20 protein-coding genes are annotated in these 21,622 nt (G+C 71.4%); 14 read left to right on the top strand and 6 right to left on the bottom strand.

The window, feature by feature from the left end:
• From IG54_RS0126340 to IG54_RS0126330, 3 genes are all read left to right on the top strand, one after another.
• Positions 1-684, top strand: coding sequence for an AIM24 family protein (locus IG54_RS0126340; protein WP_030789410.1), 684 nt, complete (start codon positions 1-3; stop codon positions 682-684).
• Positions 681-1,487 (top strand): AIM24 family protein, encoded by an 807-nt coding sequence (locus IG54_RS0126335; protein ID WP_030789407.1) that lies wholly within the window; start codon positions 681-683, stop codon positions 1,485-1,487. Before IG54_RS0126340 ends, IG54_RS0126335 begins: the two co-directional genes overlap by 4 nt.
• A 119-nt stretch (positions 1,488-1,606) precedes the next feature.
• Positions 1,607-2,083, top strand: coding sequence for a MarR family winged helix-turn-helix transcriptional regulator (locus IG54_RS0126330; protein ID WP_030789404.1), 477 nt, complete (start codon positions 1,607-1,609; stop codon positions 2,081-2,083).
• Between the two features lie 31 nt (positions 2,084-2,114).
• On the opposite strand, the gene IG54_RS0126325 is transcribed toward IG54_RS0126330, so the two are convergent.
• Entirely contained in the window at positions 2,115-3,596 is a 1,482-nt protein-coding gene (locus tag IG54_RS0126325; RefSeq protein ID WP_030789401.1) for a sensor histidine kinase, read from the bottom strand.
• On the bottom strand, positions 3,593-4,258 hold the full coding sequence (locus tag IG54_RS0126320; protein ID WP_030789397.1) for a response regulator transcription factor: 666 nt from the start codon (positions 4,256-4,258) through the stop codon (positions 3,593-3,595). Before IG54_RS0126320 ends, IG54_RS0126325 begins: the two co-directional genes overlap by 4 nt.
• 151 nt (positions 4,259-4,409) lie before the next feature.
• Here IG54_RS0126320 and IG54_RS0126315 point away from each other — a divergent pair, with 151 nt between their 5' ends.
• The gene (locus IG54_RS0126315; protein WP_030789394.1) at positions 4,410-5,108 is read left to right on the top strand and encodes a PepSY domain-containing protein; all 699 of its coding nucleotides are present in this window, start codon (positions 4,410-4,412) and stop codon (positions 5,106-5,108) included.
• Positions 5,109-5,188: 80 nt separating this feature from the next.
• On the opposite strand, the gene meaB is transcribed toward IG54_RS0126315, so the two are convergent.
• Positions 5,189-6,145, bottom strand: a complete 957-nt coding sequence (gene meaB / locus IG54_RS0126310) for a methylmalonyl Co-A mutase-associated GTPase MeaB (protein ID WP_030789391.1) — start codon at positions 6,143-6,145, stop codon at positions 5,189-5,191.
• Positions 6,146-6,191: 46 nt separating this feature from the next.
• Positions 6,192-7,394, bottom strand: coding sequence for an acetyl-CoA C-acetyltransferase (locus tag IG54_RS0126305; RefSeq protein WP_030789390.1), 1,203 nt, complete (start codon positions 7,392-7,394; stop codon positions 6,192-6,194).
• A 136-nt stretch (positions 7,395-7,530) separates the two neighbouring features.
• Here IG54_RS0126305 and mce point away from each other — a divergent pair, with 136 nt between their 5' ends.
• From mce to IG54_RS0126265, 8 genes are all read left to right on the top strand, one after another.
• Entirely contained in the window at positions 7,531-7,971 is a 441-nt protein-coding gene (gene mce, locus IG54_RS0126300) for a methylmalonyl-CoA epimerase (RefSeq protein WP_030789387.1), read from the top strand.
• Between the two features lie 271 nt (positions 7,972-8,242).
• The gene (gene scy, locus IG54_RS0126295; protein ID WP_030789385.1) at positions 8,243-12,247 is read left to right on the top strand and encodes a polarized growth protein Scy; all 4,005 of its coding nucleotides are present in this window, start codon (positions 8,243-8,245) and stop codon (positions 12,245-12,247) included.
• Between the two features lie 183 nt (positions 12,248-12,430).
• Positions 12,431-13,366, top strand: a complete 936-nt coding sequence (locus IG54_RS0126290; RefSeq protein WP_030789382.1) for a cellulose-binding protein — start codon at positions 12,431-12,433, stop codon at positions 13,364-13,366.
• A 112-nt stretch (positions 13,367-13,478) separates the two neighbouring features.
• Positions 13,479-14,474 (top strand): ABC transporter ATP-binding protein, encoded by a 996-nt coding sequence (locus IG54_RS0126285; RefSeq protein ID WP_030789379.1) that lies wholly within the window; start codon positions 13,479-13,481, stop codon positions 14,472-14,474.
• Positions 14,475-14,477: 3 nt separating this feature from the next.
• A complete protein-coding gene (locus IG54_RS0126280) occupies positions 14,478-15,248 on the top strand; it encodes an ABC transporter permease subunit (RefSeq protein ID WP_030789375.1) in 771 nt (256 codons plus the stop codon).
• 56 nt (positions 15,249-15,304) lie between these two features.
• Entirely contained in the window at positions 15,305-16,105 is an 801-nt protein-coding gene (locus IG54_RS0126275) for a hypothetical protein (protein ID WP_030789372.1), read from the top strand.
• Between the two features lie 114 nt (positions 16,106-16,219).
• Positions 16,220-17,443 carry an ABC transporter ATP-binding protein gene (locus IG54_RS0126270; protein ID WP_030789369.1) on the top strand — a complete coding sequence of 408 codons (1,224 nt, stop codon included), beginning with the start codon at positions 16,220-16,222 and terminating at the stop codon, positions 17,441-17,443.
• Between the two features lie 116 nt (positions 17,444-17,559).
• Positions 17,560-18,402: an ABC transporter permease gene (locus tag IG54_RS0126265; protein ID WP_030789365.1), complete on the top strand. Its 843-nt coding sequence runs from the start codon at positions 17,560-17,562 to the stop codon at positions 18,400-18,402.
• A 39-nt stretch (positions 18,403-18,441) separates the two neighbouring features.
• Here the strand turns inward: IG54_RS0126265 and IG54_RS0126260 are convergent, their stop codons facing one another.
• A complete protein-coding gene (locus IG54_RS0126260; protein WP_030789363.1) occupies positions 18,442-18,774 on the bottom strand; it encodes a hypothetical protein in 333 nt (110 codons plus the stop codon).
• A 208-nt stretch (positions 18,775-18,982) separates the two neighbouring features.
• Here IG54_RS0126260 and IG54_RS0126255 point away from each other — a divergent pair, with 208 nt between their 5' ends.
• Positions 18,983-20,059, top strand: a complete 1,077-nt coding sequence (locus tag IG54_RS0126255) for an LLM class flavin-dependent oxidoreductase (protein WP_030789360.1) — start codon at positions 18,983-18,985, stop codon at positions 20,057-20,059.
• 84 nt (positions 20,060-20,143) lie between these two features.
• Here the strand turns inward: IG54_RS0126255 and IG54_RS0126250 are convergent, their stop codons facing one another.
• Positions 20,144-20,536 (bottom strand): SCO5389 family protein, encoded by a 393-nt coding sequence (locus IG54_RS0126250; RefSeq protein WP_030789356.1) that lies wholly within the window; start codon positions 20,534-20,536, stop codon positions 20,144-20,146.
• Between the two features lie 254 nt (positions 20,537-20,790).
• On the opposite strand from IG54_RS0126250, the gene nucS reads away from it, so the two are divergent.
• Positions 20,791-21,462, top strand: a complete 672-nt coding sequence (nucS, locus tag IG54_RS0126245; protein WP_030789353.1) for an endonuclease NucS — start codon at positions 20,791-20,793, stop codon at positions 21,460-21,462.
• Positions 21,463-21,622: the final 160 nt, after the last annotated feature.

Here is a 21,622-nt window from a genome sequence, read left to right as displayed (position 1 = left end):
ATGCCTTTCCGGCAGATCAACGCGAAGATGGTCGAGGCGACGGTCACCCCGGGCACCAAGATCTTCAGCCAGCGCGGCGCCATGCTGGCCTATCGGGGAGACGTCTCGTTCACGCCCAACCTCCAGGGCGGGCAGGGCGGTCTGGCGTCCATGATCGGGCGCCGGGTCGCGGGCGAGGCGACGCCGCTGATGACGGTCGAGGTCCACCAAGGCCCGCACGGCCAGGCGGGCGCCCCCACGGGGACGGTCCTGTTCGGGCACGGCGGCCATCACATCCAGGTGATCGAACTCACCGGAGACACCCTGTACGTGGAGGCGGACCGCCTGCTCGCCTTCGACGGCACGCTCCAGCAGGGCACGATGTTCCTGGGCTCCCAGGGCGGCGTCATGGGCATGGTGCGCGGCCAGGTCACCGGCCAGGGCCTGTTCACCACGACCCTGAAGGGTCACGGCGCGGTCGCCGTCATGGCGCACGGCGGGGTGATCGAGGTGCCGATCACCCCGCAGCGCCCGGTCCATGTCGACCCCCAGGCCTATGTGGCGCACCACGGCGACGTGCGCAACAAACTCTCCACAGCGCTGGGCTGGCGCGACATGGTGGGCCGCGGCTCCGGGGAGGCGTTCCAGCTGGAGCTGTCGGGCAGCGGCACGGTGTACGTCCAGGCCTCGGAGGAGAAGCTGTGAACCCCCACCTCTCGACCCCGGCGGGCGCGCCCGCGGTCTTCGACCCCCTGACACTGCCGAGCGACGACAACGTCAACGCGTACACCTTCTGCGTGGAGCTGAAGGGAAGCCAGTGGTTCCTACAGAAGGGGAAGATGATCGCCTACTACGGGCGGATCGACTTCAACGGCATAGGGCACGGCCGTCTCGACCGCCTGGTCCGGACCAGTTTTCATTCGCCGCTGCACGCAAGTGACTGGGTCGTGGCGGACGGCCAGGGCAAGATGCTCCTCGCCGACCGGGCCTTCGACGTGAATTCGTACGACCTTGATGAGGGCAACCTGACCATTCGCTCGGGCAACCTCCTCGCTTTTCAGCCAACTCTCGCGCTGAAGCAATCGATCGTTCCGGGCTTCCTGACACTCATCGGAACCGGAAAGTTCGTGGCCGCGTCGAACGGTCCGGTGGTGTTCATGGAACCCCCGATCCGCGTCGATCCACAGGCGCTCGTGGGGTGGGCCGACTGCCCTTCACCGTGCCATCACTATGACCACGGTTACCTCACCGGTGTGATCGGGGGCCTGCGGGCGCTGACCGGCATCGGCGGCACCTCCGGAGAGGAGCACCAATTCGAGTTCGTGGGCGCCGGCACGGTGCTGCTCCAGTCGTCCGAGGCACTGCTGCCCGAGCAGGCCGCCGGAGGGGTGCCGGACCAGGCAGGGGTGCCGGGCGGGAGGAGCGCTCCCACTCAACCGGGCCAGCAATCCGGCGCACCGCGTCTTCCCGGACAACTGGGGGACCTCCAGCGTCGCTTCGGGCTGTGAGCGGTAGTCTGCGGAGTGTGACGGCGAACGCCTGTACCCCTCCCCGCGACCAGGGGATGCGAGGCGCGTCACATCCCACCATTCGTTCACCTTTCAACTTCTTAGGTAGAATCGATTCCATGGAGACCGAGACGGCCCCGCAGTGGCTGACCGACGAGGAACAGTGCGCTTGGCGCACCCACGTGGAGGTCAACAGGATGCTGACATATCAGCTCGAAAAGGACCTTCAGCCGTTCAACCTGACCATGAACGACTACGACATTCTCGTGCATCTCTCCGAATCGGAAGAGCTGCGGATGCGCATGAGCGATCTCGCCGCCGCCACCCTCCAGTCCAAGAGCCGCCTGTCCCACCAGATCACCCGTATGGAGAACGCGGGCCTGGTTCGCCGTGAGAACTGCGAGTCCGACCGGCGCGGCCTCTACACCGTCCTCACCGAGGAGGGCATGGAGACCATGCAGAAGGTGGCCCCGCACCACGTCGCCTCCGTGCGGCGGCACTTCGTCGACCTCGTCTCCCCCGAGGCGCTCTGCGAACTGCACAAGGCCCTGACCCCGATCGCGGAACACCTGCGCTCCCAGCGCGGCAAACCCTGACCGCTCCCGGCGCCGCCGGCCGTGCCGTCGCTCAATCCGCCGAGGTCTGGGGGACGGGCAGCCGCAGCTCGAAGAGCGCACCCCCGGACGGCGCCTCCCCGACCCCCAGAGTGCCGCCGTGCCGCGCCGCCACGTCCCGCGCGATCGCGAGGCCCAGACCGGCCCCGCCCTCGTCGCGGGTCCGCGCGTCATCCAGACGTACGAACCGCTCGAAGATCCGCTCCCGCTCCCCCGGGGGCACCCCGCTCCCGTCGTCGGACACCTCAAGGACCGCCCACGCGCCATCGGCCCGGGTGGTGACCGTGACGCGGGAGACCGCGTGCCGTTGCGCGTTGTTCAGGAGGTTGCCGAGCACCCGCGCCAACTGGCCGCGGGAGCCCGCGATCTCCACGCTCGTCAGGTCCGTGTGCACATCGACACGGTCCCGCGTGCGCTGCGACAGCTCCTCGCGGACGAAGGCCGCGAGGTCCACGCGCGCCTCGCCGGGCTTCTCGCCCGCGTCGAGACGGGCGAGAAGCAGCAGGTCGGCGGCGAGTCGCTGAAGCCGCACGGTGTCCTCCACGGCGCCGTCGACGTCCAGCAGCTCCGGGTGGGCGGCGCCGACCTCGAGCTGGGTGCGGAGCGAGGCGATGGGGCTGCGCAGTTCGTGCGAGGCGTCCGCCACGAAGCGCCGCTGGCGCTCCACGGAGGTCTCCAGGGCGGTCAGCGTCTCGTTCGTGGTGCGGGCGAGGCGGGCGATCTCGTCGTGCGTGTCCGGCTCGGGCACGCGGCGCGCGAGGTCCTCCGACGCGGTGATCGCGGACATCTCCGCGGTGATCGCGGCCACCGGGCGCAGCGCGCGGCGCGTCACCAGCCAGGTGACGCCCGCGACGACACCGAGCAGCAGGGGGAAGCCGATGAGCATGGACGTCAACGCCGTGGAGACCGCGCTCTGTTCGTCGGAGAGCGAGCCGCCCGCGTAGACGGTGAGGTCGCCCTTGTCCTCCGTGCTCACCTCGACGGCGGCGAAGCGGTAGTCGGCGCTCTCGCCGTCGACGGTGGCGGAGCCGCCGGTGTACTCGGCATCGCCGTCGATCTCACCGCGCTCGGCGGCCTCGGCCGCGTCGCTGTTCTCCGCGCTCGCCGTGCCGTCACCGCCCTCGCTATCGTCCTCACCCTCCTCCTCGCCACCGGACGGCTTCGCGGCGGCGGCTCCGGGCTTGACCGCGTCGGTCCCGGTGCCGCTGATCCGCTCCAGGTCCTCGCTGGCGGCCACCAACTTCCCGTCCTCGTCGACCACTTGCACCGGGGCGTCCTCGCCGTCCGGCAGGTCGAGATCGTCGTACGCCCGGCCCGTCGCGAGCTGGGAGGCGACCTCGCGGGCGGCGGAGTCGGCGCGGCCGTCCGCCTGGCCGGTGAGGTTGGTGCGCAGCGAGAGCAGCACGGCGGCGCCCGCCGCGACCAGGGCGAGGGCGACGACCAGGCTCGCGCCGAGGGTGGCCCGGGCGCGCACGGAACCGAACAGCCGTGTCATCGCGGGGCCTCCAGACGGTAACCGGCGCCGCGCACGGTCCTGATGAGGGCCGCGCCCAGCTTGCGGCGCAGCGTGCTCACGTACACCTCGACGATGTTCGGGTCCCCCTCGTACGCGAAGTCCCAGACGTGCTCCAGGATGTCGCTCTTGGAGACGACCTCCCCGGCCCGCAGCACCAACTGCTCCAGGACGGCGAACTCCTTCGCGGTGAGGGTGACTTCGTCCTCGCCGCGGAACACGCGGCGCGCGGCCGTGTCGACCTTGAGGTCGCCCAGCGTGTGGAGGGGCGACGGGCCGCCGTTGCCGCGGCGGCGCAGCAGGGCCTTAACACGGGCCACGAGCACGACGTACGAGAACGGTTTGGTGAGGTAGTCGTCGGCGCCCGTGTCCAGGCCCTCCGCCTCGTCGTACTCGCCGTCCTTGGCGGTGAGCATCAGGATCGGCACGTCGTTGCCCGCTGCGCGGAGGGTGGAGCAGATGCGGTAGCCGTTCATGCCGGGCAGCATGATGTCGAGGACGACCAGGTCGTACGTGCCCTCGCTCGCGCGGTGCAGTCCGTCGATGCCGTCGTGGACGACGTCGACGGCGTAGCCCTCGGCGGTCAGGCCCTTGGCGAGCGACAGGGCCAGCCGCTTCTCGTCCTCCACGATCAACAAACGCATGCGCTCAGGGTGGCAGAGCGAACCTGAAGAATTCTTCAGGCGGCTTCAGCTTCCGTTCAGGATCGTTCAGCCAGATTGGTCCTCGTAGCAAGCGAACGGCAGCGGCCCCCGGGCCGCGGCACACTCGCCCCCGTCTCTGGAGGAATCCCTCATGAAGCGCAACATCGTCATCGCCACCGTCGCCGCCGCGGCTCTGATCACGGGAGGCACCGCCACCGCCCTCGCGACCACCGGCGACGACGAGTCGGCCGCCAAGCAGTCGAGCGTCCAGGTGAAGGACAACGACCGCAAGGACGACGACCGCGATGACGCCGACGACGCCGCCGAGAACACCGCCGAGGCCAAGGCCGCCAAGGTGACGGCCGCCGAGGCGATCAAGGCGGCGCTCGCGAAGACCCCCGGCACCGCGGTCTCCGCCGAGCTGGACGAGGAGGACGGCGGCCTGGTCTGGGGCGTCGACATCCTGAAGGGCGGCACCTGGCACGAGGTCGAGGTCGACCCCGGCACCGGCAAGGTGCTCGGCACCTGGGTCGACAAGGACGACGACGGTGACGACGCCGCCGACGCCGCCCGGGTGAACTCCGCGCTCAAGGGCGCGTCCACCAGCGCCGAGGACGCCGCGCGCGCCGGCGCCGACAAGGGCACGGTGACCTCCGTGGACCTGGACGACGACGGCACCGCGGGCGCCTGGGGCGTGGAGACCACCGGCGCCAAGGGCGCCGAGTCCGAATGGAACGTCGACCTGAAGACCGGCAAGGTCACGGCGGACCGCCACGATGACCACGACAGTCAGGCCGACCAGGCCGACGACGACCGCGACGACCAGGCCGAGGACGGCTCGGACGACTGACCGGCAGCCACACACATCCGCCTCGGGGCGGCGTCCTTGGACGCCGCCCCGAGGCGTTCTTCCGTGCGGTCGGGCTCAGGTCACCCCGCGGTGACCCCGTCGACCAGCTCATCGGCCGCCGCATAAGGGTCGAGCTGCCCCGCGACGATCCGCTCCGCCAGCGAGGACAGCCGCCGGTCCCCGTGGACGGACCCGATCCGCTCACGCAGCGCGGTGACCGCGATCGTCTCGACCTCCCGGGCGGCACGGGAGACCCGCCGCTCGGCCAGGACCCCCCGCTCCTCCATCCACGCCCGGTGCTTCTCGAGCGCCTCGACGACCTCGTCGATGCCCTCGCCCCGCGCCGCGACCGTCTTCACGATGGGCGGCCGCCAGTCGCCGGGCCCCCTCGACTCCCCGAGGCCGAGCATGTGGTTCAGCTCCCGCGCGGTCGCGTCCGCGCCGTCCCGGTCCGCCTTGTTGACGACGTACACATCGCCGATCTCCAGGATCCCGGCCTTGGCCGCCTGGATGCCGTCGCCCATGCCCGGCGCGAGCAGGACCACCGAGGTGTCCGCCTGCGAGGCGATGTCCACCTCGGACTGGCCGACCCCGACGGTCTCCACCAGTACGACGTCGCAGCCCGCCGCGTCCAGGACGCGGATCGCCTGCGGCGCGGCCCACGCGAGCCCGCCGAGGTGGCCGCGCGTGGCCATGGAGCGGATATAGACACCGGGGTCGGACGCGTGTTCGGACATCCGTACCCGGTCACCGAGGAGCGCGCCCCCGGAGAACGGTGACGACGGGTCGACGGCGAGTACGCCGACCCGCTTCCCGGCCCGCCGGTAGGCGCTGACCAGAGCGGACGTGGAGGTGGACTTGCCGACACCGGGCGATCCGGTGATCCCGACCACGTACGCGTGTCCCGCCAATGGAGCAAGCGCCGCCATCACTTCGCGCAGCTGCGGCGACGCCCCCTCGACCAGTGAGATCAGCCGGGCCACGGCCCGCGGCCTGCCCTCGCGGGCCTGCGCCACCAGGGAGGGGACGTCCTGCATGAGACAGCTCCGTTCGCTACGTACGGGACGGGACGACCGACGGGGGTCAGCCCTTCGCCACCTTGAGGATCAGCGCGTCGCCCTGGCCGCCGCCACCGCACAGCGCCGCCGCGCCCACACCGCCGCCGCGCCGCTTCAGCTCCAGGGCGAGGTGCAGCACGACACGCGCGCCGGACATCCCGATCGGGTGACCCAGCGCGATGGCCCCGCCGTTGACGTTCACCTTTTCCGAGGACACTCCGAGGTCCTTCATTGACTGCACCGCGACGGCGGCGAAGGCCTCGTTGATCTCGATGAGATCCAGATCCGCGACGTCCAGGCCCTCCTTCTTCAGGGCGTGCCGGATGGCGTTGGACGGCTGCGACTGGAGGGAGTTGTCCGGGCCCGCCACATTGCCGTGCGCGCCGATCTCCGCGATCCAGTCCAGGCCCAGCTCCTCGGCCTTGGCCTTGGACATGACGACGACGGCCGCGGCGCCGTCGGAGATCTGCGAGGCGGTGCCCGCGGTGATCGTGCCGTCCTTGGCGAAGGCGGGGCGCAGCTTGCCGAGGGTCTCGGCGGTGGTCTCGGGGCGAATGCCCTCGTCCTTGGAGAAGAGCACCGGGTCGCCCTTGCGCTGCGGGATCTCGACCGGTGTGATCTCGGCCTCGAACAGGCCGTTCTTCTGCGCGGCGGCGGCCCGCTGGTGCGAGAGGGCGGCGATCTCGTCCTGCTCGGGGCGGGCGATGCCGAGGCGGCTGTTGTGCTTCTCGGTGGACTCGCCCATGGCGACGCCCTCGAAGGGGTCGGTCAGACCGTCGTACGCCATCGCGTCGAGCATCTCGATCGCGCCGTACTTGTGGCCCTCGCGCGACTTGGGGAGCAGGTGCGGGGCGTTGGTCATCGACTCCTGGCCGCCCGCGACGACGATGTCGAACTCACCCGCGCGGATCAGCTGGTCGGCGAGCGCGATCGCGTCGAGGCCCGACAGGCACACCTTGTTCACGGTGAGCGCGGGGACGTTCATGGGGATGCCCGCCTTGACGGCGGCCTGGCGTGCCGGGATCTGCCCTGCCCCGGCCTGGAGCACCTGGCCCATGATCACGTACTGGACCTGGTCGCCGCCGATGCCGGCGCGGTCGAGCGCGGCCTTGATCGCGAAGCCCCCCAGGTCCGCACCCGAGAAGGACTTCAGGGAGCCGAGCAGGCGGCCCATGGGCGTGCGCGCGCCCGCGACGATCACTGAGGTGGTACCGGACGTTCGAGACATGTGCCACGGCCCCTTGGGAGGAGGAGTTAACGAGGGTTTATCTGAATGTACTGAGCAGTACCCCGTGCGTCATCGGGCGGCGGGTGTGATCGCGCGCACGTTGCGTAATCACCGCATGAAGCGCTGCACTTGAAGCATGCTGACGCGAATCGACCACATCGGGATCGCCTGTTTCGACCTCGACAAGACCGTCGAGTTCTACCGGGAGACGTACGGATTCACCGTCTTCCACACCGAGATCAACGAAGAGCAGGGCGTGCGCGAGGCCATGCTCAAGATCAACGAGACCAGCGACGGAGGCGCCTCCTACCTCCAGCTCCTGGAGCCCACGCGGGAGGACTCCGCGGTGGGCAAGTGGCTGGCCAAGAACGGCGAGGGCGTGCACCACATCGCCTTCGGCACCGCGGACGTGGACGGCGACGCCGCGGCCATCAGGGACAAGGGCGTCCGGGTGCTGTACGACGAGCCGCGGATCGGCTCCATGGGGTCCCGCATCACGTTCCTCCACCCCAAGGACTGCCACGGAGTTCTGACCGAACTCGTCACTTCGGCGCCCTCCGAGACACCGGAGCACTGACCTCCGTATATCTGGGCCGGTAGGGTTAGTGACTGGCCGTCCGAAATCGGGGCGGCAGGCTGCCCGAAAGCCGGGCAGCCGCGTACCGGGGTCCGGGTTTCGGGGGACGAGCGTCGGGGCAGCAACGCATGCTCCGCCGTTGATCTGACACCATTCCCCCGGGGGCCTCGTCCGGCAGATGGACGAGGCTCGATGGAGAGACTTGCGACCAGGAGTGGGGCCTCCCCTGCTCGAGCGCAGCCGAGAGCTCGGGGAAGGATGGGACCGCGCAGTGCGGGGCTACGAACGCCAGGAGAACTCGCGGGCTGAGACCGACAGTCTTTCGCGGTTCGAGGCCGAGATGGACCGGCTGAAGACCGAGCGGGAGAAGGCCGTCCAGCACGCCGAGGACCTCGGCTACCAGGTCGAGGTGTTGCGCGCCAAGCTGCACGAGGCGCGCCGCAACCTCGCGAACCGCCCTGCCTACGACAGCGCGGACATCGGTTACCAGGCCGAACAACTGCTGCGTAACGCGCAGATCCAGGCCGAGCAGCTGCGCGCGGACGCCGAGCGCGAGCTGCGCGACGCCCGGGCGCAGACCCAGCGCATCCTCCAGGAGCACGCCGAGCAGCAGGCCAGGCTCCAGTCCGAGCTGCACGCCGAGGCCGTCGCGCGCCGCCAGCAGCTCGACCAGGAGCTGGCCGAGCGCCGCCAGACCGTCGAGTCGCACGTCAACGAGAACGTGGCGTGGGCCGAGCAGCTGCGGGCCCGCACCGAGCAGCAGGCCCGCCGCCTCCTGGACGAGTCGCGCGCCGAGGCCGACCAGGCCCTGGCCGCCGCCCGCGCCGAGGCCGAGCGCGTCGCCGAGCAGGCCCGCCGCCGCCTGGCGAGCGACGCCGAGGCCGCCCGCGCCGAGGCCGAGGCCATCCTGCGCCGCGCCCGCACGGACGCCGAGCGCCTGCTGAACGCCGCCTCCACGCAGGCCCAGGAGGCCACCGACCACGCCGAGCAGCTGCGCTCCACCACGGCGACCGAGTCCGAGCAGGCCCGCCGCCAGGCCGCGGAGGCCGCCCGCGCCGCCGAGCAGCGCATGGCCGAGGCCGACGCGGCGCTGCGCGAGGCCCGCGCCGAGGCCGAGAAGGTGCTCACCGAGGCCAAGGAGACCGCGGGCAAGCAGCTCGCGGCCGCCGAGAGCGCGGGCGAGCAGCGCACGCGCACCGCCAAGGAGCAGGTCGCCCGGCTCGTCAGCGAGGCCACCAAGGAGGCCGAGTCGGCCAAGTCCGAGGCCGAGCAGCTGATCGCCGACGCCCGCGCGCAGGCCGAGAAGCTGATCGCGGACGCCGCCGAGAAGGCGCGCACGATCACCGCCGAGGAGACCGCGGGCCAGCTCGCGAAGGCCGCGCGGACGGCCGAGGAGGTCCTGGACAAGGCCTCGAAGAACGCCAAGGAGACCACGAAGGCCGCCACCGACGAGGCCGAGCGGATCCGCTCCGAGGCCGAGGCCGAGGCGGACCGGCTGCGCGCCGAGGCGCACGACATCGCCGAGGAGCTGAAGGGCGCGGCGAAGGACGACACCAAGGAGTACCGCGCCAAGACCGTCGAGCTACAGGAGGAGGCGCGCAGGCTGCGCGGCGAGGCCGAGCAGCTGCGGGCCGAGGCGGTCTCCGAGGGCGAGCGCATCCGGGGCGAGGCGCGGCGCGAGGCCGTCAAGGAGATCGAGGAGGCGGCCAAGTCCGCCGAGGAGCTGCTCGCCAAGGCCAAGGCCGACGCCGAGGAGCTGCGCACGGCCGCGACCGCCGAGAGCGAGCGGCTGCGCACCGAGGCCGCGGAGCGCGCCACGGCACTGCGTACGCAGGCCGAGGAGACCCTGGAGCGCACCCGCGCCGAGGCCGAGCGGCACCGCGAGGAGGCCGCCGAGCAGGCCGAGGCCACCAGGGCGGAGGCCGAGGAGGCCGCGCGGGCGCTGCGCGAGGAGACCGAGCGGGCCATAGCGGCACGGCAGGCCGAGGCCGCCGAGGAGCTGGCGCGGCTGCACACGGAGGCCGAGGAGCGCCTGGCCGCCGCCGAGCAGGCGCTGAGCGACGCCCGCTCGGAAGCCGCGCGCCTGCGCAAGGAGGCCACGGAGGACACCGACCGGCTGCGCGCGGAGTCCGCCGAGCGGATCCGCGCGCTCCAGTCGCAGGCCGAGACGGAGGCCGAGCGGCTGCGCGACGAGGCTGCCGCCGACGCCTCGCAGGCCCGCGCGGAGGGCGAGGCCCTCGCCGTACGCCTGCGCTCGGAGGCCGCGGCCGAGGCCGAGCGGCTCAAGACCGAGGCGCAGGAGTCCGCCGACCGGGTGCGCGCGGAGGCCGCGGCCGCCGCCGAGCGGGTCGGCACGGAGGCCGCCGAGGAGCTGGCCGCCGCCCAGGAGGAGGCGGCGCGGCGCCGCCGCGAGGCCGAGGAGACCCTGGGTTCGGCGCGCGCGGAGGCCGATCAGGAGCGCGAGCGGGCCCGCGAGCAGAGCGAGGAGCTTCTCGCCTCCGCCCGCAAGCGCGTCGAGGAGGCGCAGGCCGAGGCCGTCCGCCTCGTCGAGGAGGCCGACCGCCGCGCGACCGAGATGGTCTCGGCCGCCGAACAGACCGCCCAGTCCGTACGGGACTCCGTCGCCGGCCTGCACGAGGCGGCTCAGGAGGAGGTCGCGGGCCTGCGCTCGGCCGCCGAGCACGCCGCGGAGCGTACGAGGACGGAGGCTCAGGAGGAGGCCGACCGCGTCCGCGCCGACGCCCACGCCGAGCGGGAGCGCGCCACCGAGGACGCCCATCGCACCCGGCGCGAGGCGACGGAGGCCTCGGAGGCCGCCAAGGCCCTCGCGGAGCGTACGGTCGCGGACGCGATCGCGGAGGCCGAGCGGATGCGTTCGGACGCCTCGGAGCACGCCCAGCGGGTGCGCACGGAGGCCTCCGACACCATCGCGCAGGCCGAGCAGGACGCCGCCCGCACGCGGGCCGACGCCCGTGAGGACGCCAACCGCATCCGCAGTGACGCGGCGGCGCAGGCCGACACGCTGATCGGCGAGGCCCGCAGCGAGGCCGAGCTGTTGCAGAACGAGACGATCGCGGAGGCCGAGCGGCTCAAGGCCGAGTCGACGGCGGAGGCGGAGCGCCTCACGACCGAGTCCGCCGCGGCGGCCGAGCGGCTGCGCGCCGAGTCCACCGCCGAGGCCGAGCGCCTCAAGGCGGAGACGATGGCGGAGGCCGAGCGGGTCCGCGCGGAGTCCGTGGCCAAGGCCGAGAAGCTCATCTCGGACGCCTCCGGCGACGCGGAGCGGCTGCGGGCCGAGGCCGCCGAGGCGGTCAACTCCGCCCAGCAGCACGCCGAGCGGCTCCGCGGCGACGCCGAGCGGGTCAAGGCGGACGCGGCGCGGGAGGCGGAGCGGCTCACGTCCGAGGCGCGCGAGGAGGCCGAGCGCACCCTGGACGAGGCCCGTCAGGCCGCCAACAAGCGCCGCCAGGAGGCCGCCGAGCAGGTCGACACGCTCATCACGGAAGCCGCGGCCGAGGCCGAGAAGCTGACGTCGGACGCCCAGGAGAAGGCCCTGAAGGCGACCACGGACGCCGAGGCGCAGGCCGACACGATGGTCGGCGCGGCCCGCAAGGAGGCCGAGCGGCTGGTCGCCGAGGCGACGATAGAGGGCAACTCCCTGGTGGAGAAGGCCCGTACGGACGCGGACGAGCTGCTGGTCGGCGCCCGGCGCGACGCGACGGCCATAAGGGAGCGCTCGGAGGAGCAGCGTGACCGGCTGACCACCGAGATCGAGGAGCTGCACGAGCGGGCGCGCCGGGAGTCCGCGGAGGCGATGAAGTCGGCGGGCGAGCGCTGTGACGCGCTGGTGAAGGCCGCCGAGGAGCAGCTGGCCGAGGCTCAGGCGAAGGCGAAGGAGCTGGTCTCGGACGCCAACTCCGAGGCGGGCAAGGTCCGTATCGCCGCCGTGAAGAAGGCCGAGGCCCTGCTGAAGGAGGCCGAGACCAAGAAGGCCACGCTGGTCGGTGAGGCCGAGCGGATCAAGGCCGAGGCGGAGGCCGAGGCGACGCGCACGGTCGAGGAGGGCAAGCGCGAGCTGGAGGTTCTGGTGCGGCGCCGCGAGGACATCAACACGGAGATCTCCCGTGTCCAGGACGTGCTGGAGGCGTTGGAGTCTTTCGAGGCCCCGACGGGCGGTGCGAAGGCTCCGTCCAACAGCGGTTCCGGAGCGGGTGGCGTCAAGGCGGGGGCCGTGGCCGGATCGCCTCGTTCGGGTGGCAAGACGTCGGAGGGCTAGCCAAAGAGGACCTACCGTGCTCTGAGGAGGACCTTCGGCCCTGTCGCTGGCAAGCACTCTGACGTCCTGCCACTCAAAAGGGGTGTCATTCTCCAGATCAAACGGGCATCTGCTCGATGACACGCCGCCTGGACCCCTAGGATTCCCTCTATCACCTCACCGGTCTCATTCGACAGGAACCCCATGAGCGACACTTCCCCCTACGGCTTCGAGCTTGTGCGGCGTGGGTACGACCGCGCTCAGGTGGACGAACGTATCTCCAAGCTCGTCTCCGACCGTGACAGTGCTCTGGCCCGTATCACTGCTCTGGAAAAGCGCATCGAGGAGCTGCATCTCGAGACGCAGAACGCCCAGGCCCAGGTCGCCGACGCCGAGCCGTCGTACGCCGGTCTCGGTGCCCGCGTCGAGAAGATCCTCCGCCTCGCCGAGGAGGAGGCGAAGGACCTGCGCGAGGAGGCCCGTCGCGCGGCCGAACAGCACCGCGAGCTGGCCGAGTCCGCCGCCCAGCAGGTGCGCAACGACGCGGAGTCGTTCGCGTCCGAGCGCAAGGCGAAGGCCGAGGACGAGGGCGTCCGGATCGTCGAGAAGGCCAAGGGCGAGGCGAACGCGCTGCGGGCCGAGGCCCAGAAGGACGCGCAGTCCAAGCGTGAGGAGGCGGACGCCCTCTTCGAGGAGACCCGCGCCAAGGCCGCGCAGGCCGCCGCCGACTTCGAGACGAATCTCGCCAAGCGGCGTGAGCAGTCCGAGCGCGACCTGGCGTCCCGTCAGGCCAAGGCGGAGAAGCGCCTCGCGGAGATCGAGCACCGCGCGGAGCAGCTGCGTCTGGAGGCGGAGAAGCTGCGCACGGACGCGGAGCGTCGCGCGCGTCAGACCGTCGAGACCGCTCAGCGGCAGGCCGAGGACATCGTGGCCGACGCCAACGCCAAGGCCGACCGGATCCGCTCAGAGTCCGAGCGGGAGCTGGCGGCGCTCACCAACCGGCGCGACTCCATCAACGCACAGCTCACCAATGTGCGCGAGATGCTGGCGACGCTCACCGGCGCGGCCGTGGCCGCCGCGGGTACGCCCGCCGACGACGAGCCGGTCTCCCGGGGTGTCCCGGCGCAGCAGACCCGCTAGCGAGTACGGGACCTGCGGACCGGCTGTGGCTGGTCGCGCGGTTCCCCGCGCCCCTTCGTGGCCCTCTGCCACTCCGGTGGCAGAGGGCCACGGCCCGTTCTAGCGTTGCCGCATGATCGAGCTCTCGGGGCTGACCAAGCGGTACGGCGAGAAGGTGGCCGTCAACAACCTGACCTTCACCGTCCACCCCGGCATCGTCACCGGCTTCCTCGGGCCGAACGGCGCGGGGAAGTCCACCACCATGCGCATGATGCTCGGGCTCGACAACCCGTCGGCCGGCGACGTCCGCATCGACGGCAAGCACTACTCCCAGCTGAAGGACCCCCTCAAGTACATCGGCGCCCTGCTCGACGCCAAGGCCATGCACGGCGGGCGCAGCGCCTTCAACCACCTGCTCTGTCTGGCGCAGAGCAACGGCATCCCGCGCGGGCGCGTCCGGGAGGTCCTCGACACCGTCGGGCTGACCGCCGTCGCCAAGAAGAAGGCCAAGGGCTTCTCGCTCGGCATGGGGCAGCGCCTCGGCATCGCGGGCGCGCTGCTCGGCGACCCCGAGATCCTGATGTTCGACGAGCCGGTCAACGGCCTCGACCCCGAGGGCATCCACTGGATCCGGAACCTCATGAAGTCCCTTGCCTCGCAAGGGCGTACGGTCTTCGTCTCCTCGCATCTGATGAGCGAGATGGCCCTCACCGCCGACCACCTCGTCGTCATCGGCCAGGGCCGCCTCCTCGCCGACACCTCGATGACCGACTTCATCCGGCAGAACTCACGGTCGTACGTCCGGCTGCGCTCCCCGGAGCGCGAGCGGCTCCTCGACGTGCTGCACCAGGCGGGCATCCCCGCGGTCGAGGCGGGCGACGGCGCGCTCGAAGTGGACGGCACGGCCTCGGAGCGGCTCGGCGAACTCGCCGCGGGCCACCGGCTCGTACTCCATGAGCTGAGCCCTCAGCAGGCCTCCCTGGAAGAGGCGTTCATGCGGCTCACCGCGGAGTCGGTCGAGTACCACGCGCACTCGGACCACGCGCACTCGGGCCACGCGGGCGTCAGTCCGCCGGAGCAGTCCCCCGGGTGGGGCGAGGGCTGGCAGCGGCGACGGAAGGGAGCCTGAGCGATGGCCGCCACACAGGTACTGAAATCGGAGTGGACCAAGATCAGGTCGGTCTCCTCGACCGTGTGGACGCTCGGCCTCGCCGTCGTCGTCACGGTCGCGCTCGGGGCGTTGATCAGCATCCTGTCCAAGAACGACTACGACAGCCTGGACGCCAGGGACAAGCTGACCTTCGACGCGACCTTCATCAGCTTCGCGGGGATGTCCCTCGGCCAGCTCGCGATGATCGTCTTCGGGGTGCTCGTGGTCTCGAACGAGTACAGCACCGGGATGATCCGCACCTCGCTCGCGGCGGTCCCGCAGCGCGGCGCGTTCCTGTTCGGCAAGGTGCTGGTGGCCACGCTGCTCGCCTTCGTCGTGGGCCTGGCCACCAGCTTCATCGCGTTCTTCGTGGGGCAGGCCATGCTCGGCCCCTACCGGGCCGCGATCGGTGACCCCGGGGTACTGCGGGCCGTCATCGGCGGCGGGCTGTACATGACGCTCATCGCGATGTTCTCGATGGGCGTGGCGGCGATGCTGCGCAGCCCGATGCTGTCGCTGGGCATCCTGATGCCGTTCTTCTTCCTGATCTCCAGCATCCTCGGCAATGTGTCGGCCACCAAGAAGATCGGCCGCTTCCTGCCCGATCAGGCCGGCAGCAAGATCATGCAGGTCAAGACGCCGTTCGACGACGACACCCCGTACGGGCCGTGGGGCGGGCTCGCGATCATGGTGGCGTGGGTGGTCGTGGCGCTGCTCGGTGGGTACGTACTGCTGAAGAAGAGGGACGCGTGAGGACGCGGGACGCGTGACCGGGGCGTTCTGACGGGCGCAGGGTTGCGGGGGGGCGTGTGACGACGCAGGACCGCGGGCTCGCCGCGCTCGGACTCGACGGTGTGCCCGCTCTCCAGCCCCTCAGCTATCCCGGGCTGCCGGTCACCGTGCCCTCCCTGCTGACCGGTGCCGAACTGCTGCCGCTGCGGGCGACGCCCGGCGGGCTCGGTCGGTGGACCGCCGACCCAGGCACCTCGCTCGACGAGGCCCTGGCCCTGCTCGGGCAGTCGCCGCTGCGCCGCCGCACCCCCGTCATCGCCGTCGGCTCGAACGCCTCCCCCGGGCAGATCGCCCACAAGCTGGCCCGGCACGGCATTCCCGCGGCCGTGCCCATGGTGCCCGTACGGGTGCGTGGCATCGGCATCGGCTGCTCGGCGCACATCGGCCGCGCCGGATACGTGGCGGCGGCCCCCTACCCCGCCCCGGCGGCCGAGGCCACGCTGGTCGTCTCGTGGCTGGACGCGGCGCAGCTCGCCGCGGTCGACGGCACCGAGCTGCCCAACTACCGGCGGGCCCTGCTGCCGGGCGAGGCGTACGGGATGACCCTGCCGTCCGGGGAGCCGCTCGGTGAGGCGTCCTTGTACGTCAGTGTGCGCGGGGTCCTCGCCGACCCCGCGACCCGGCTGCCGCGGCCCGGCGGCGGCGACCAGGCCGCACTGCTCGACGCGCTGCTCGACGCCTCGCCGCGGCTGCGCGAGCTGCTCGGGCCCGACGCGGCGACCTGGGTGCGGCGGGCCGCCGGCGACCCCGGGCTGCGTGCGCGGGGCACTCGCCTCTTCGCCGAGGAGGGCTGGGTGCTGCCGTGGACGGACCTTTAGGGGCTCTACGCTCTTTTACCCGCTCTTGGCTGGAACCGTCAGCCCCCCGTTATCCTCCTAACCCTTACGGGGGCGTGTGCCCCGACGTCCTGAACCATTCGATGGGTGCGGAGAATGATCGAGGCAGTCGGCCTGACGAAGCGCTACGGCGCCAAGACAGCCGTGTACAACCTTTCCTTCCAGGTGCGGCCCGGTACCGTCACCGGCTTCCTCGGGCCCAACGGCTCCGGCAAGTCGACGACGATGCGCATGATCCTCGGGCTCGACACACCCACCACGGGGCAGGTGACGATCGGCGGTTACCCGTACCGCAAGCTCCCCAACGCCCCCCGCCAGGTCGGCGCGCTGCTCGATGCCAAGGCCGTGCACGGTGGTCGGCACGCCCGCAACCACCTGCTCTGCCTCGCCCAGCTCTCCGGCATCCCGGCCAGCCGGGTCGACGAGGTGCTCGGCGTCGTCGGCCTCCAGGACGTGGCGAAGAAGCGCTCCAAGGGCTTCTCGCTCGGCATGGGCCAGCGCCTCGGCATCGCGGCGGCGCTCCTCGGTGACCCGCAGGTGCTCCTCTTCGACGAGCCGGTCAACGGCCTCGACCCCGAGGGCATCCTCTGGGTCCGCAACCTGATGAAGTCGCTCGCGGCCGAGGGGCGCACGGTCTTCGTGTCGTCCCACCTGATGAGTGAGATGGCGCTCACCGCCGAACACCTGATCGTGATCGGCCGCGGCCAGCTGCTCGCCGACATGAGCGTCAAGGACTTCATCTCGCACAACTCCGCGGACTTCGCGCGGGTGCGTACGCCGGACACCGACCCCCAGCAGCGCGAGAAGCTGTCGGCCGCGCTGAGCGAGGCCGGCGGCCAGGTCCTGCCCGAGCAGGACGGCGCGCTGCGCGTGACCGGGCTGCCGCTCCCCCGCATCAGCGACCTCGCGCACGGCGCCGACGTCCGCCTGTGGGAGCTGTCCCCGCACCAGGCCTCGCTGGAGGAGGCGTACATGCGGATGACGCAGGGCGCCGTCGACTACCGCTCCACGATCGACCAGCGCGCGGGCTTCGAGCAGCCGATGCAGCCCGGCGCCATACCTCCCGGCGCGCTGCCGCAGGGTCAGCCGCCGGTGCCCGGCCAGGGCCAGCCCGGCTGGTACGCCCCGCCGCCGCCCCAGCAGGGCGGTCAGCCCTTCGCGATGCCGCAGCAGCAGCCGCAGGCCGCGCCCGGGACGCCGAACCCGTACGCCACCGCGCCGCAGCCGCCCGCCTCCCCCGCACCCGCTCCCGCGCCCGACCTGACCAAGGGCGCCACCGGCAACACCGACCACACCGACCACAAGGACGCCGCCCGATGACCACGCCTGAGACTCCGCAGCAGCAGCCGCAGGCGCAGCAGGCCCCGCAGCCCCAGCAGGCGTACGCCCAGGCCGGTGCTCCCGCGCCGGGTGCCCCGATCGCCCAGGGCGCCCCAATGGCTCCCCCGCCCGCCGCCCCGGCGCCGCCCTCCGCCTGGCAGCAGGCGATGGCCAACGCCTACACCTCGCCGATCCCGGTCAGGAAGACCCACCTCGGCAACGCCCTCGCCTCCGAGTGGACGAAGATCAAGTCGGTCCGCTCGACGATGTGGACGCTCGGCATCTTCATCGCCCTGGTCGTCGGCATCGGCCTGCTCGCCGCCGCGAACACCCAGCCCGAGGACTACGCGGACGTGCCGTACACGATCCCCGCCTTCTTCGGCCTGATACTGGGCCAGATCTGCCTGATCACGCTCGGCGTCCTCGTGACCTCGTCGGAGTACGGCACGGGCATGATCCGTACGACGTTCACGGCCTCCCCGCAGCGCTACCGCGTGCTGACCGCGAAGGTCGTGGTCTTCTTCGTCACGGCCTTCGTCGTCTCCGCGGGCTCCATCTTCCTGGTGGGTCTCACGACCTCCTCGATGCACAGCGGCACCGGCGCCGACGACGTCCCCTGGGCGGGCACGGTCCTCAAGGGCGGCCTGTACGTCTCGCTGCTCGGTGTGCTCGCGCTGGCCGTGGGCTCCATGCTGCGGCACTCCGCGGGCGCCATCACCGCGATGCTCGGAGTGGTCCTTGTGCCGGCGATCCTGCCCGCGTTCCTGATGATCTGGAAGAGCACGCAGTCGCTCGGCGAGAAGATGTCGGACTACAACGCCATCAACTCGCTCGCGAAGATCTTCGGCGCGGAGGGCATGGACAGTCCGGGCGGCACGTCCCAGCTGGTCGTGCTCATCGTCGTGACGTTGCTCGCGCTCGGCGGCGCCTTCGCGCTCCTGGAGAAGCGCGACGTGTAGGACGTATGACGAAGCTGACGAGGTGAGCCGTACCGACGGCTAGTACCTCGGCGCGTTACGGGACCGCTGCACCCGCGTGGTGCGGCGGTCCTTCGCGTTCCAGCACGCCTTGTGCCAGTGCCTGCGCTCGTCCACACCCGAGTGCTCCGGCCAGGCCACCACGTGCGCGAGCGCCGAGGGGATCTCCTGGTCGCAGCCGGGGCAGCGGTAGCGCTTGCCCACCGAGCTCGCGCCCGCGACATGGCGTACGCTCCACTGCTCGTCCTGCCAGGTCTCGACGCTCTGGAATCCGCCGTAGCGCCCCGGCGGCTCCGCGCCCGCGGACGCCCTCGACTCTCCGGCGCCCTTGGGGCGGTTGCGACGCGGGGACACAGAACACCTCACGGCTGTACGGCGATCAGGGGTGCGACCAGCCTACGCGCCGGGCCGATGGGTACCCGCCGCGCCGGGCCCCCACCGGTCCGCCCGTGCTGCGCGGACAATCCAACAATCTTCATGCCAGGCCGTGCCTTTGGCACGTGTCACGCGTTATTGCCCGTGGGGGGAGTGCCTGCGTCGGCGCCAAGGAGGCAGGAGTTCGATGCGTGTAGGTAGTTTTGTTCTGGCCGCCCAGTTCCCGGGACAAGGCGAAGGGGAAGCGCTGCACCGGGCGGTGCGGTCCGCCGAGGTGGCCGAGGAGGCGGGCCTGGACTCGGTCTGGCTCGCCGAGCACCACTTCGTGCCCTACGGCACCTGCCCCTCGGCGGTGACCCTCGCTGCCCTGCTCCTCGGCCGGACCCGGCGGATCCGGATCGGCACCGCCGTGAGCGTCCTGCCGACCGTGCACCCGGTCGCGCTCGGCGAGCAGGCGGCCCTGCTCCACATCACCTCCGGCGGCCGGTTCTCGCTGGGCGTCGGCCGGGGCGGCCCCTGGGTGGACCTGGAGGTCTTCGGAGCGGGCCTGGAGGCGTACGAGAAGGGCTTCCCCGACTCCCTCGACCTGTTGCTCAGGTGGCTGACCGAGCCCCGGGTGGAGAGTTCGGGCGGACGCTTCCCCTTCCGCGAGGTCGCCGTCGTACCTCGCCCGCAGGAAGCACTGGCGGGCCCGCGGGACGCGTGGACGCACCCGCGGGACGCGTCGCCGGACCAAGGCGGCAGCGGCCCCGAAGTGATCCTCGCCTGCACCTCGCCGTCGAGCGTGCGGCTCGCCGCGCAGCGCGGCCTGCCCATGCTGCTCGGCATGCATGTCGGCGACGACGAGAAGGCCGAAATGGTCGCCTCCTGGGACCGCCACGCACGTGCCGCCGGGCATACGCCGGAGGAAATCGCCGCGGCGTCGCACGTCTCGGCCGGGGTCGTGCAGATCGCGGACCGGAGCGTCGAGGCGGGCGAGACGTTACAGAAAGCGATGCCGGGCTGGCTCAAGGAGGGCCTGGAGGCCCATGTGACCGTCGACGGCCGCACCCGCGCCATGCGGGACCCCCAGGCGTACACCGAACTGCTCTGCAAGCTGCACCCCGTCGGCACCCCGCAGGTGTGCGCGGACCGCCTCGCCGCCACCTCGGAGCGCACGGGCATCACGCGTTTCGCGCTGCTCGTCGAGGGCTCGGGCGACCTCGCGGCCACGGAGGAAAACGTGCGCAGGCTCGGGGCGGAGGTACTGCCCCAGCTGGGCTGAGAGCGGGTGCTCGGGCCGGGCCGAGACGGGAGCTGCCGCTCCGGACTGTCACACCTCCCGCGTACGGAGCGGCAGCAACAAGCGTCAGCAGTCCCGGAGTTCGGGAGACTGGTTGAGCAGCTGACCTCGGATCGAGGTGAAGCGGGCAAGCCTGTCGTCCACCGAGGAATCCAGCGGGAAGACCGCCACACGGTGGCAGTTCTGGAAGGCCAGGCGCACTCCGAAGTGCCGTTGCAGAGCGCCGCGAATCGCGTCACTCGCGAGCGCGCGCAGCAGCTGTCCACGTGCCTGCTCGTCCGGCGGCGGCGTCTGGTTGTCGGCGAACTCTCCGCCGTCGACCTTCAGCTGGGCCACCAAGGAGCTGATCATCTCCCATGCGTAAGGCAGGGAGGTCCGGACGCAGTCGACGAATGCTGCTTCGTCCACCTCGCCTCGCTCGGCCTGTTCCAACAGTGCCGGTGAGACGTCGAGCGACATGGGTACTCCTCTCGGACCCCCGCGAAGCGAGGGCATACGGACAGGGCAGGGGTCCGCATACGCAGCGTGCACGGATGACGACCTCCTGCTTCTACGGTAGGCAACGGGCGGTGCCCGCACCAGGAGATTGGGCGCATAACCGGCCAGGATCGAACGTGTCCATCGGCGGACAAGTCGTGCGGCGCCCCGGGCATCGCGGGGCCCCGGGTGGGCGAATCGCGTACACCGCCCCCGGTCGAGTAGCGTTGCGCCCCATGCGTCTCGTCATTGCCCGATGCTCCGTGGACTACGCGGGCCGGCTCACCGCCCATCTCCCGTCGGCGCCCCGCCTGATCCTTGTGAAGGCGGACGGCAGCGTCTCCATCCACGCGGACGACAGGGCCTACAAACCCCTCAACTGGATGTCCCCTCCCTGCACGCTGAAGGAGGGATCAGGGGACGACGCCGGTGTGTGGACCGTCGTGAACAAGGCGGGCGAGAAGCTCATCATCACGATGGAGGAGGTCCTGCACGACTCCTCGCACGAACTGGGCGTGGACCCCGGCCTCATCAAGGACGGCGTGGAAGCACACCTCCAGGAGCTTCTCGCCGACCGGATCGAGACACTCGGTGAGGGATATTCGCTCATCCGCCGCGAGTACATGACGGCGATCGGTCCGGTCGACATCCTCTGCCGGGACGCCGACGGCCAGACGGTCGCCGTGGAGATCAAGCGGCGCGGCGAGATCGACGGCGTCGAGCAACTGACCCGTTATCTGGAGCTGTTGAACCGCGACCCGCACCTGGCGCCCGTCAAGGGCATCTTCGCCGCCCAGGAGATCAAGCCGCAGGCCCGCGTCCTCGCCACGGACCGCGGCATCGGCTGCGCCATCCTGGACTACAACGCGCTGCGCGGCATCGAGGACGACAAGCTGCGGCTGTTCTGAGGCCTGTCGGCCGACAGGCCCCAGCTGCCCGGCTCATGACGCGCTCGCCTAGGGCCTGTCCGGCGGAGGAGGGCGGCAACGCGATGGGGGCGCCCCCTGCTCGAGCGAAGCCGAGAGCTTGGATGGGGTCTCCCCTGCTCGAGCGAAGCCGAGAGCTTGG

The sequence above is a fragment of the Streptomyces sp. NRRL S-920 genome (assembly GCF_000717945.1).
Classification (GTDB): domain Bacteria; phylum Actinomycetota; class Actinomycetes; order Streptomycetales; family Streptomycetaceae; genus Streptomyces; species Streptomyces alboniger.
Note: the sequence above shows the minus strand (reverse complement) of the source record. Positions and strands in the feature narration are given on the sequence as shown.